Source organism: Colwellia psychrerythraea, from assembly GCF_000764185.1.
Taxonomy (GTDB): Bacteria; Pseudomonadota; Gammaproteobacteria; order Enterobacterales; family Alteromonadaceae; genus Colwellia; species Colwellia psychrerythraea_B.
Map to the genome: position 1 here is coordinate 1 of NZ_JQEC01000015.1, position 12,650 is coordinate 12,650.

Sequence of the window (12,650 nt, forward strand, 5' to 3'; positions counted from 1 at the left end):
ATATGATGTACTTTTCCTTTTTAATAAATTACATTTATAGTCGATATAATTAGTAGAAATACAGAACTCTAATTTAAGTTACCTGACTAAATGGTTAACAACAATTTAAAAAAGTGTGTGACATATAACAATACTACTGGTAAAAAGTCGCATGAAAACACTCGCTAAAGTAATCATGAATATAATAACGAACATTGAGTACAGAGTATGACCAACGCAAATCAAGTTAAGAAAACCGGCAATATTCGCGCAAAAAGCCAAGTTAAAATCCTAACAGCAGCTAGAACCGAGTTTGTTTTACAGGGATATAGAGGTGCAACGGTACAATCTATAGCTGACCGTGCTGCCCTACCCAAAGCAAATATTCTTTATTATTTTAAAAATAAAGAAAATATTTATCATGCCGTGCTTGAGCATACTCTTGAGATGTGGGATGAAGGTATTGGCGATATAGAAGCTGATCAGGGACCAAAAGTCGCCATTGAAAAAATAATTGAAGCCAAAGTAAGGATGTCATTTAAACACCCTGAAGCTTCAAAAATTTACGCCATGGAGATAATTCAAGGTGCTCAACATTTAAAAGATTATGCCCGTACTTATCAACGTCAGTGGGTAAGAGAAAAGGCTAAATTATTTCAACAGTGGATAGATAAGGGTGAAATGGCCAATGTTGATCCCGTACACCTTATCTTTCTTATTTGGTCCGCCACCCAACATTATGCTGACTTTGAGACGCAAATTTTAACAATAATGAATCGTGCTGACTTCGAGGAAGATGATGTTGAGCAGGTTATCGCTTTTCTATGCGATATTATTCTACGTGGCTGCGGCTTAGATTAAGGTGCGACTATGAAGCAACTTTTCAGATTTTCCTTACTTGTATCGGGACTTTTTATAATGGCTAACGTGCAAGCAACGACATTAAGAATTGCGACCTTTAATGTTAGCATGGAGGCATTAAATTATAGTGAGCACAAACGTGGTGAAGCTGCCAACGTTTCAACAAACACACTCGCGAATGCTTTAGCCAGTGATCATCAACAAATAAAAAACATTGCCGAAATAATACAGAGAGTAAACCCTGATATTATTTTGCTTAATGAATTTGATTACCTTAACGATAACAATCAAGCTTTAAAGCACTTTATTAGTCATTATTTAAATAAAAGCCAACATGATCAAAAGGCTATTGAGTTCCCCTATTTTTACCAAGGCCCGGTTAACACTGGCATAAATTCAGGTTTAGATCTGGATGGTGACGGTGTAAAGGGTAAATTACCTGGTGATGGTTACGGTTATGGACATTTCCCTGGTCATTTTGGTATGGCGATATTATCAAAATACCCGATAGATATTGATAATATTCGCAGCTTTCAGCACTTCAAATGGCATGATATGCCCAATGCTCTTATGCCGATGGATCCCGCGACAAACAAACCTTGGTACAGTAAAGACGTTTGGCAAAAACTCAGGTTATCGTCAAAATCTCACTGGGACGTACCCGTTATGGTAAATGGTAAAGCTATTCATGTATTAGCAAGCCACCCAACACCGCCCGTTTTTGATGGCCCAGAAGATAGAAATGGTAAACGTAATCATGATGAAATACGTTTTTGGCAAGACTATATATCAGCAAATAAAGCTAGCTATATTTATGATGATAATGGCCAAACAGGCGGAATTAAAGCCAATCAAGCTTTTGTGTTGTTAGGCGATTTAAATGCCACGACAGTTGATGGCAATGCCATTAAAACAGGCATAGCTTCACTATTAAACAATCCTAAGATTCAAGATGTGATGCCACAGAGTCAAGCAGGAAAGCTGCACAAGCCTGATAATATCAATGCAAAAAATCATACTTCGAATTGGGGTATGAGAGTCGACTATGTATTAGCGTCTGTCTTGGGTTTAACAGTGAACGATTCCGGTATTTTTTGGCCTTTAGAAAATGAAGAGACTTACCGTTTGATCAAAGATAGAAAAGCTTCATCAGATCATCGCTTGGTTTGGCTTGAGCTAGAACTTGAAGTGAAAGATTAACATCAAAATAATAAGTACAAACCGCACCTAAAAGGAAAGTTCCTACACGAATATTCCTAGAACTAATACTCTTAAAATTAACAAAAAGCTAACATAATGAAAAAATTACTTACCACAATTGTTATCAGTTTAACGCTAAGCGCCTGTACTACTCATGAGACACCCGCTGGAATTTCATCAAACTCCTCTTTAACAACAAGTTCAATGAGCAAACCTAAAAATATTATTATGGTTGTTGGCGATGGCATGGGACCCGCTTACACTACCGCTTACCGTTATTTTAATGATAATCCCAAAACAGCTCTTATTGAAGAAACAGTATTTGACCGCCACCTTGTCGGTATGGCAAGTACCTACCCAGCAAGGGTGTCAGGTTATGTCACTGACTCGGCAGCAGCAGCAACGGCCTTAGCTACCGGTGTAAAAAGTTATAATGGCGCTATCGGCCTAGATGTTGATAAAAACCCCGTTGAAACTGTACTTGAGTGGGCTAAGAAACAAGGAAAGAAAACCGGTATTGTGGTGACTTCACAAATCAACCATGCCACACCTGCCTCTTATCTTGCCCATAATGAAAGTAGAAGAAATTATAACGCCATTGCTGATAGTTACATTGACGATGGTATTAAAGCCGATTTATACCTAGGTGGTGGTTGGCAGTATTATATTCGTGATGACCGAAACTTAGTAAATGAATTTAAAGCAGCAGGTTTTCATTACCTTGATGACTTTCAAAAATTAAACAAACTACCACAACAGGCACCTGTTTTAGGTTTGTTTGGTGATATTGCTCTGCCTTGGGCATTAGATGATACCGACAAACTTCGTCTATCAACTATGACTAAAGCTGCCACGAAGCACTTAGAAAGTTACCAGTCAGCAGGTACTCAATCTAAAGAAACTCAACCTAAAGAAAGCCAAGGTTACTTTCTACTCGTTGAAGCAAGTCAAGTTGATTGGGCGGGTCATAGTAATGATATTGCCTCAGCCATGGCTGAAATGACAGACCTTGCGAAAACCATGTTATATCTTGAGCACTATGTACAAAATAATCCTGATACTTTAGTTGTGCTTACCGCCGATCACAGCACCGGTGGCTTTACCATTGCAGCAAATGGTAAATACGAATGGAATCCTGAAGTGTTGCGTACGATGATCCATTCGCCAGAACACATTGCTAAGCAATTGGCAAAAAAAGAAATCACCACGAAATATGCTAGCGAATTACTTAACTTTGAACTTAGCCAAGTAGAAGTTAAACAATTACAACAAGCAAAAAAACAGGCATTCAAAGAACTTGCTACCTTTAATAAGTTAGATAAAAAGCAACAACTACAGCAAGAAACTAAACCTAATATTGACAATAGCCTTTATATTGCTGTTAAAAAGCTTATTGATCAACGTACTAATAGTGGTTGGACATCTGTTGGCCATACTGCTATCGATGTGCCTGTATTTGCTTTTGGTAAAGGTAGTGAGATATTTCACGGTAAAATAGATAATACCGATATTGCTAAAAAGATATTTTCCTTACTTGGTAAGTAGCAAGGTAAAAAGTAAGATTAATAACTTGGCGAATTACAAGTTATAAAAAAGCCGACAAGTGGCCACACGAGTCGGCTGAGATTATTAGTGACTATCAAGGTTGACAGTCACTAATAATCAAAACTGCTTAATTTACATTGGCAATTATCGCTTCTTTTTTGTCATCAATAAAACGCACCGCCTCACCACTTTGTAAGCGCTCTCCGCCCCGAACAACAACACTATCATCAATAGATAAAGCGCCTGTTACCGAAATCCAGCTATCAATACCTTGACCAACCAATACCGAAACTTTTTGTGCTTTGTTATCGTCATCAATGGTCAATACGTACGTTTCTTTTTCTCTCAGTATCAATGCATCGCGCGGCACTAAAATAGCTTCTCTAGGGGCCTGCTTAGGTAAAGAAACCGTCACAGCAGTACCTGCTAGTATTGCTATGCCATCCGCATCAAGCCTGACATCAAAGGTACGCGAAGCTTGATCCCCCGCTTGACTCCATGTACGCACAGGTAACTCAAGCAAGGTTTGGTTCCATTTAACCATCACTTTGCTGCCTCGTTGTAAAAAAGGCGCAATAGCAATCGGCGCGGCGATTTTAACATCCAAATTTTTAGTATCGATTAACTGTACTAAAGGTCGGCCAATAGAGATTAGTTCACCAACATGAGCAAATCGTTGGCTGATATTGCCAGAAAAAGGTGCTTTAACCGTGGTTTTTTCCAAGGCCAATAACGTTTGTTCAACCGAAATATTTAACGCTGCTACTTCATTTATGGCAATAATAAGGTCTTTATTAACCCGTTCATATTCACTTAACGCTGAATTATTTTTTTCACGTAACTTTAAAAAACGAGCCTTTTGTCCGGTGAGGTAATCAACATTAGCTTGGTGTTGTTTACCTTGAGCTTTTAAACCCGCTAATTGTAATTTTAAATGGCGGTCATCTATTTTTGCTAACAACTGACCTTTTTCAACTTGACTACCAACATCTTCAATCCATAATAATTGTCCTGTTTGCTCGGCAGAAATAGGCGCATTTGTACGGCTAATAACATTGGCAGGTAACCAAATACTCGGTTTCACTTGCTCTTTTTTTACCGATTCAACACTCACTAGGTGCGCAGGTTCTTCAGGTGTTGCAGCATAGGCGCCTTGATGAAAACTGACCACAATAGCAGCGAACAACAAAGTGAATGAATATATCTTTACTATTTTATGCGTTAATTTATCGCCGTAACTATCGCTAAGACTCGTACCGTAGTTATTGCTTTGATTATCACTATTGATAATGCTCTGCTTATTAAATATTTCATTTTTCATAATAAATTCCTTAATCCTTTTCAGTATCTATGACGTTTTAACGTGAATTGTTGGTAGCTGTTGATGTTGCTTGGCTTGCTTCTCACCTAAGAAAAAATCGTGCTTAGATAGCCTTAACAAACATGGCAGTAATACTATGGTAAATATGGTACTAAACGCTAAGCCGCCGACAATAACCGCCGCTAGGCCGCGATAAATAACACTACCGGCACCGGGCATTAGTAATAGTGGCAACATGCCAAAAAAACTGGTTGCTGTACTCATAAAGATTGGTCGTAAACGTAACGTTAATGCTTGCTCAATAGCGTCTGAGCGTTCAAGACCATCTTCTTGACCAAGGCGAGTTTGATGAACCAGTAAAATAGCGTTATTAACCACTAAGCCCAGTAAAATAATAAAACCAATCATGGTCAGTAAATCAAGCGGTTGGAAAACACTGAGGTTAAGCAATTGCAATGCTAAAATACCGCCAACAGTTGCTAAAGGAATGGTGATAACCACCAATAAACTGTCTTTAATTGATTTAAATAAAGCGGCCATCAATAAGAATAAAATGACTAAAGCAAAAGCAAAGTTTTCCGCCATCACTCCGATAGCTTTCTCTAACTGATCGGCACTACCACCATATTGGATATTGCCACCTTCTGGCATAATATCGCGCAATTTAGGCTCTACTTGTGATTTTAATACCGAAATAGTTTCTTCCAGCGACCAGCCTTTGGGTGGGTTAACATTTAGCGTGATAGTACGCTGACCATCAATACGTGTTAAACGACTTGGCCCTACAGTGCGTTGTATATCTACCAAGCTAGATAATTGAGTTACGTTGCCATTACCTGTTACCACAGGAACATCACCTAGGTTATCGGGATCATCCCAACCATCGGCACGTAATATCATATTCAAGCGCTTACTGCCGTTAAAGTACTCTCCAACATATAAGCCATCACCTAATGTTCTGACCACTCGGCCAACATCACGGCGGTTCCAACCTTGCTCTAATATGTTGCGATCGTTAGGACTTAAGTTGATTTCTGGCTCTGACATAGCAAGACCTGGGTTAGCATTTACATTAGCCCCTTCAATGGCTGCTTTTATCCAATCCATGCCTTGACGTGCCACTTCTTGTAATGCTTGGGTATCTTTTGATTGCAGGTGCACCTGTACTTGTCTGCCACCGCCAAAGCCGCCAAATAAGTTACCTTGCCGAGCAAAAACTTGGGTATCTGGAAGATCGATTAATATTTCATTTTTAACAATCTCAAGTAGCTCATCAACTCGGTCTTGATCTTTTACTCGTACACCTAAACTACCGCCCCACGAACCACCAAAAATATAGTAATTTTTTAATGCGGGCTCTTTGGTACCATCCATATAGGGTTTTAAACGATCTACAATCGGCTGAATAACTTCTCTTTCAATGGTTTTAACATTTGAACCCGGTGGGAATTGCAAGTTAGCATCTATGGCATCACGCTTTACCGGCGGTAAATAATCAAGTTTTGGCATAGCAATTATCGTTATGACAACCGGTAATATTAATAAGCTAGCGGACAGTGATAAGCGCTTAGTACGATTACTGGTACTGTTCATAACAAAGCCCGTAATTCTCTGCCATAGCTTTTTATTGGGATCGTTAACTTCTTGCTGTTTCAAAAAATACTTAGATAAAACCGGTAGTAATACTACGGCAACAATAAGTGATACCGACACAGCGATGGCGATAGTTAAGGCTAAGTCGCCAAACAGTTGCCCTTCTATATCTTTTAAGAAAAACACCGGCAGGAATATCGCCACAGTGGTCGCGGTAGAGGCAAGCAAAGCGCCCCAAACCTGCCCTGCACCTTGCTCTGCACTGTCATGTTCATTGAGGCCTTTATCGCGCATACGTAATATATTTTCTAACACCACAATGGCAGCATCAAGCACCATGCCCACGGCAAAAGCTAAACCTGCTAATGAGATAACATTTAGTGAACGGCCAGTGATCTCTAAGACAATAAAGGTGCTTAACAAGCTCACCGGAATAGCGGTGGCAATAATTAACGTAGCGCGTATGCGGCGGATGAAAAACCACAATACCGATAGCGACAAGACAATGCCGGCGAATAAATTACTAGTAACAAGGTTAATAGCGCGGTAAATAAACACCGAAGCATCAAAAGATTGCACCATCACTAATTTTTTATCTGCCAATAGTTCAGTATTAAGTAGGGTTACTTCTGCTTTTACTCGGTTTAACGTTTCTAAAACATTGGCGCCATTTGCCCGATTAATGCGCATTGAAAAAGCTGGATTACCATTTTGTACCGCCATGCCTTGTCTGTCTGTATTGCCCACTTTCACCGTGGCAATATCACTTAAACGGATATTACGCCCGCCGCGAGACTCAAGCATTAATTGTGATAACTCATCAACACTGTATTTGCCGCTATAACGTAAAGTGTATTGACGTCTGCCAACATCAATAAAACCACCTGAAACATCATCACTGGCTGAAACTAAGGAAATTAAACGTGGTATTTCAATACCGTATTCAGCCGCTTTCACTGGATCATAGCGAATTTGCAGTTCTTCTCGGTTTCGCTCCGAAAAGGTTTCCACGCTAGCTACCCCCTCAATCGCTTCTAGGCGTGGTCTGATGACATCATTGGTAAAATCCATATATTTACTAATATCTTGGTCATTACCGGGTAACGCCTGCAAAAAGAAAAAAGTTAATGCTGGGGTATTTCCTCGACCGCCGCCAAGCATGACTCGAGGTGGCCTTGCATCTTGTGGTAAGTTAGCAACACGGGTCATGCGGCTAATTACTTCTATTAGCGTTTGCTCCATGTTGGTGCCAACACCAAAGGATAAATTAATGTACGCTCCCCCCCTATTGGCAAATGCCCTCATTGACTCTAACCCAGGAATACCACGTAAAACTTGCTCTTGCGGCTCAACAATCTCAGATTCAATCTCTTTAGGTGATGCAGCGCGCCAAGTGGTTTGAATACCAATTTGTGGACGTTCAATATCAGGAAATAACTGCACAGGTAATTTAAATAAACTGAGCATGCCGACAAGTAAGGTTAAGGCGACAACGACAGCGACCGCTGCTGGACTAGTTAAAGCGCTCTTGGTGAGTTTCATTGTTATTCCAAAGGTGGATTACATTAATTAACAATTAAGATACAAGGCTAAGGTAATAAAGAAAGTGAGCTTGCGGTTAATCGAGATAAAAACACGACCAATTACTAATGAGAAATGCTTTGAAATTACCTGAAATAATTAGACATACTTGCTTATAGCTTAGTTGTAAGTTGGTAATTATTTAGTAATAAGTGAATGTTGCTTTGTTGTTCTAAATGTTAAACGCTAAATATGCTCTTCATTTCTATATTTGTTTACTACTTAACCTGAACTCTGATAATTAGATAAAGGGGAATATTGAGCAAGAGCTGCTTATCCTGAGTTCAGATTACTTAAAATACTAACTTAAGCTAACTACAGATTAAGTCCGCGATAAGATATAATCGCCAACAATTCCTGTTCATACAAATTTTCTTATGATATTGCTAGTTTTAATCAGACGCTACCTACTCTTACTTACTTTTTTATTTCCCCTACAGGTGCTTGCTGAGGACAACGGCATTGGTGAGTCTGCAGCTAAACCTCATAAAAAAGCCTTTGAAACTTGTTTATTTAAAGCGATTAAAGCTGCCGATAAAACAGCTACCTTAGCGGAAATTGAAACATACTGTGAACAACAAATTGCCCGAAGCATTATTAACAAAAATAATGGTAAAACCCTTGAACTAGGGGTATTAGCCAATAGAGTTATCCGAGAGAAAAGAACGGCTGCCGATCCTTATGTACTTACGCCACATAAGATGAATTACATTTTACCTTTATCTATGGTCGATGAAATTAACCGTGAAGCTTATCAAGGATTTTCTGACTGGGCTGATGAATTAAAAGACGTCGAAGCAAAGTTTCAAATCAGTTTAAAAGTCCCGCTGCTTACTGACAGCCTATTTCGAGAAGGTGATCAAATATTTTTTGGCTTCACCTTACAATCATGGTGGCAAATCTACTCAGAAGAAATATCTAAGCCTTTTAGAGAAACTAATTATCAGCCAGAATTTTTCTATTTCACTCCTATAAGCTTTCACCCATTTGGCGGGAATTCGGCGTTAGTTGTTGGCGCTGAGCACCAATCTAACGGTCGCTCACAAATCTTGTCACGAGGCTGGAATAGAGTTTATGTTAATTACCTGTATGAAAAACGCAATTTTGCACTTTCTCTGCGCCCTTGGTATCGCATACCCGAAAGTGAAAAAAAATCACCTTCAGATGGTCAAGGTGATGATAATCCTGACATTTTAGATTATATGGGCTACTTCGAACTTGGCATGTTATATAAATATGACTCTGAATATGAGCTTTCTTTTATGGGTCGTAATAACTTTGCTACCCATAAAGGTTTTGTTGAGTTTGGTTTGACTTTTCCTTTATGGGGTAAGTTAAAAGGTTACGCGCAAATAAGTAGTGGTTACGGCGAAAGTTTAATTGACTATAACGTCAACCAAAAGCGTTTTGGCATAGGTATCGCTTTAACTAACTTGCTCTAACTGATTTGTTTGAAAATAAAAGTTAGTTGCCTGCTCTGCAGCTAGTTTAATTCATCAAATCACTAAAACGCATCGTTAGCAATACCCCGTCATTCATCGCAAGTTTATCTAGCTGCTCTGCTAGCGCTATCATCAGCAGAAAATGAAGCGCATATAAATACATAAAGCCACGTTGAAACAATGAATTGCAATAAAGTGATTCTATATTCTTAATACTTGAATTGTCTGACCAGTGAAGACATATTTACAGCTAATGTTGCTAACTTATTAGAAGCTTGCGAGGTTTGCAGCGCTGCATTAGTGGTATTCTCGGTATAATCAGAAATATCAATAATATTTTGATGAGCGCTACTAACACTATTTCCTTGCAGTTGAGAAGCCTCGTCATTTTCCATATTTTTAGTACTTACACTTTCAACTAAACCTTCAACTATTATGGCAGAATGTCAACAATGGGGAGCGGACCCCATAGTTTCCACAACGGAAAAACACCAATAAAAGCACACTTACACTAATGAAATTAAAAGGTATTTAATAATTAACTGAACAGTTGTACGACTCCAATCCAGAGCATATTCAACGAACAAATTATCAGAAGAAATCAGCCTTACTACGACGAAATGATGTAAGCGAATCCCCCACTTCAAATCGTTAAAATTACCACGTAATTACAACTTTATAACAAATTTATTACAACGCATTACTTTTACTGCTTGCATTTCATCCCGTAATCGCCTTATTATTGATCAGCTCTCGGGTGTTTCTGAGGACATTCCGAACAGTCTTTCATTTCATAGTCGTGAGCCATTAGAAAATAATAAAATAAAATAATAATTAGGAAGAATAAATTATGAATTGTAAAAACAATCCAATACTGGCGAATAAAAATAACGTAAGACTGTCTTTAACAGCTTCTGCGACGGCGGTTATGCTATCGCTAACTTTTTCTGCAAATGCATTTGAAGAAGTTCGTTCGTATACAATGTCACCGCCAAGCCAACAGCTTAGTCAGTTACAAGTGATTTCAACAAGCACCAATAACATGATGCAAAAGCAGCAGCGGAAATCTCAGATTCAGCAGCAACAAAGCAGCATGTCTACTGAATTGAGTAAGATTGGTGGTAAAATAACAGGCGGTCTTTCACTGTTAGCGCCAATTTCATTTGTAGAAATGACTCCCACTCAAGCACAAATAATGAGGGATAAAGGTTATACAGTAGCAGAGGATCATGTTGTTGAAATGATAGATGCTCTCCCAGCTGAGCAACAACAAGCCGATAATAAGCCTTGGGGTGTAGAAAAAATTAGATCTCACGAAGTATGGGCAGAAGGAGCCACTGGATCTAATATTAGTATTTGTATAATTGATGGTGGCATTGAAGCTAGCCATTCAGACTTTGGCAATAAGGTTATAGCACAAAATCCATGGGGGGGGCCTCTAAGTGCTGGCCTTCATGGAACTCATGTTGCTGGTACAGCAGGTGCCCTCGATAATAATGGCGGTGTGGTAGGTGTTGCTCCTGAAGCTAATCTTATCGACGCCGATGTGTTTAATGGTGCGTTCGTACAACAAAGTACGTTTATGGAAGCTGTAGAATGGTGTGTTGACCAAGGCTCTCGTGTTATTAATATGAGTTATGGCGACCCAACTGCGACTAACCCTAACTATGGAATGGTGCATCAAGCGGCATATGATGCGGGTACTATACTCATTGCAGCCGCTGGTAATGATAGCAATGGTAAGGATCCACTTTACCCAGCTGCATTTGATAGTGTAATTGCTGTAAATCAAAGTAATTCTAGCGACTCGTTGACGGGTGTTGGCCAAAATGGTGAGCTGACTGCTCCGGGACATGGCACATATTCAACCGTATTAAATAATGGTTATAAAACTTTGTCTGGTACATCTATGGCTTCACCTCATGTTGCGGGCGCCGCGGCATTATTGTTTAGTGCAAAGAATGACGCAACTCCGTCAGAAGTTAGAGAAGCGTTAGTTAATACCGCGGTAAATATTGGTAGTTCGAGTATGGCTGGTGCCGGAAGAATCGATGTTATGGAAGCATACCTCTATCTTACTGGCGGCCCTGGCAACCCAAGACCGGAAGCAGAGTTTAGTGAAAGCTGTACTGAGTTAAGCTGTGACTTTGATGCAAGTGCTAGTACTGATTCAAATGGTACAATTGAGAACTACAGTTGGGACTTTGGTGATGGTTCGACCGGTAGTGGCGTGAATCCTTCTCATAGTTATGCCATCGATGATAACTATACAGTAACGCTCACGGTTACGGATAATGAAGATGCAACAGGTACTACAGCACATAATGTTCGTGTTGGCGAGCCTGTTGATGAAAATCAATTGACTGACATAGATTCTCGTACAGTATCGACTATGCCTAAAGACGATTGGCTACGTTATTACTTTGATAATGACGGTAGTTACGACAGATTTACGGTAACGACGTCAGCAGATAATGGTGACCTAGACTTATATGTTTTATTTGAAGCAGAGCCAGACACAAATACACATGACTGTAAAGATGACTCTGCAGATAGTAATGAGACTTGTACCATCGAGAACATGCAGCAGGGACGATATCATATCGGCGTAAAAGCGTGGGCAGCAACGAATAACATAACGGTGAACTTCCACGCAGAAAATGATGACCCTATTGACCCTACTCCACCAACTGCATCATTTACTGAAAATTGCAGTGATTTAGCTTGTAACTTTGACAGCAATGGCAGTACTGATCCCGATGGTGACATCGTGAGTTACAATTGGAACTTTGGTGATAATAGCAGCGACAACACCGCTAACCCTTCACATAGTTATAGCGCGGCTGGCACTTATACCGTTACATTGACCGTTACTGATAGTGAAGGTGCGGCTGATTCTGCTACACATACTGTAACTGTAGAAGGTGATATAACTGTTCCGGGAATTTGCTCTGACGTGTCGCCGTGGAGTAGTTCAGCGAGTTACTCTCAGGGTGATCAGGTTACTTTTGGTGGACACTTGTACGAGAAAAACTTTTGGTTCGGGAATACACAGCCGGGTACTGGTGGTGCATTTTCCAAGTGGAATGATTTAGGACCTTGTAGTTCATAAACCTCTAATAACAACA

The 12,650-nt window shown here is 39.7% G+C and carries 8 protein-coding genes; 5 read left to right on the plus strand and 3 right to left on the minus strand.

Features of this window, described 5'->3' with window-relative positions:
- The first annotated feature begins 207 nt into the window (after positions 1–207).
- The 3 genes from GAB14E_RS15620 to GAB14E_RS15610 all read left to right on the plus strand — a co-directional run bounded on the left by GAB14E_RS15620 (position 208) and on the right by GAB14E_RS15610 (position 3,585).
- Complete coding sequence (locus GAB14E_RS15620) at positions 208–840, plus strand: TetR/AcrR family transcriptional regulator (protein WP_033081553.1); 633 nt, start codon at positions 208–210, stop codon at positions 838–840.
- A gap of 9 nt (positions 841–849) precedes the next feature.
- On the plus strand, positions 850–2,040 hold the full coding sequence (locus GAB14E_RS15615; RefSeq protein ID WP_033081554.1) for an endonuclease/exonuclease/phosphatase family protein: 1,191 nt from the start codon (positions 850–852) through the stop codon (positions 2,038–2,040).
- 96 nt (positions 2,041–2,136) lie between these two features.
- Positions 2,137–3,585 (plus strand): alkaline phosphatase, encoded by a 1,449-nt coding sequence (locus tag GAB14E_RS15610; protein WP_081967751.1) that lies wholly within the window; start codon positions 2,137–2,139, stop codon positions 3,583–3,585.
- A gap of 127 nt (positions 3,586–3,712) precedes the next feature.
- On the opposite strand, the gene GAB14E_RS15605 is transcribed toward GAB14E_RS15610, so the two are convergent.
- Positions 3,713–4,906, minus strand: coding sequence for an efflux RND transporter periplasmic adaptor subunit (locus tag GAB14E_RS15605; RefSeq protein WP_081967752.1), 1,194 nt, complete (start codon positions 4,904–4,906; stop codon positions 3,713–3,715).
- A gap of 27 nt (positions 4,907–4,933) precedes the next feature.
- Entirely contained in the window at positions 4,934–8,041 is a 3,108-nt protein-coding gene (locus tag GAB14E_RS15600; RefSeq protein ID WP_033081555.1) for an efflux RND transporter permease subunit, read from the minus strand.
- 416 nt (positions 8,042–8,457) lie between these two features.
- Between GAB14E_RS15600 and GAB14E_RS15595 the strand changes: the two genes are divergently transcribed.
- The gene (locus GAB14E_RS15595; protein WP_081967753.1) at positions 8,458–9,522 is read left to right on the plus strand and encodes a phospholipase A; all 1,065 of its coding nucleotides are present in this window, start codon (positions 8,458–8,460) and stop codon (positions 9,520–9,522) included.
- A gap of 209 nt (positions 9,523–9,731) precedes the next feature.
- On the opposite strand, the gene GAB14E_RS15590 is transcribed toward GAB14E_RS15595, so the two are convergent.
- Entirely contained in the window at positions 9,732–9,917 is a 186-nt protein-coding gene (locus GAB14E_RS15590; RefSeq protein ID WP_033081556.1) for a hypothetical protein, read from the minus strand.
- 455 nt (positions 9,918–10,372) lie between these two features.
- Here GAB14E_RS15590 and GAB14E_RS23965 point away from each other — a divergent pair, with 455 nt between their 5' ends.
- A complete protein-coding gene (locus GAB14E_RS23965) occupies positions 10,373–12,634 on the plus strand; it encodes a S8 family serine peptidase (RefSeq protein WP_052093546.1) in 2,262 nt (753 codons plus the stop codon).
- The last annotated feature ends 16 nt before the right edge of the window (positions 12,635–12,650 follow it).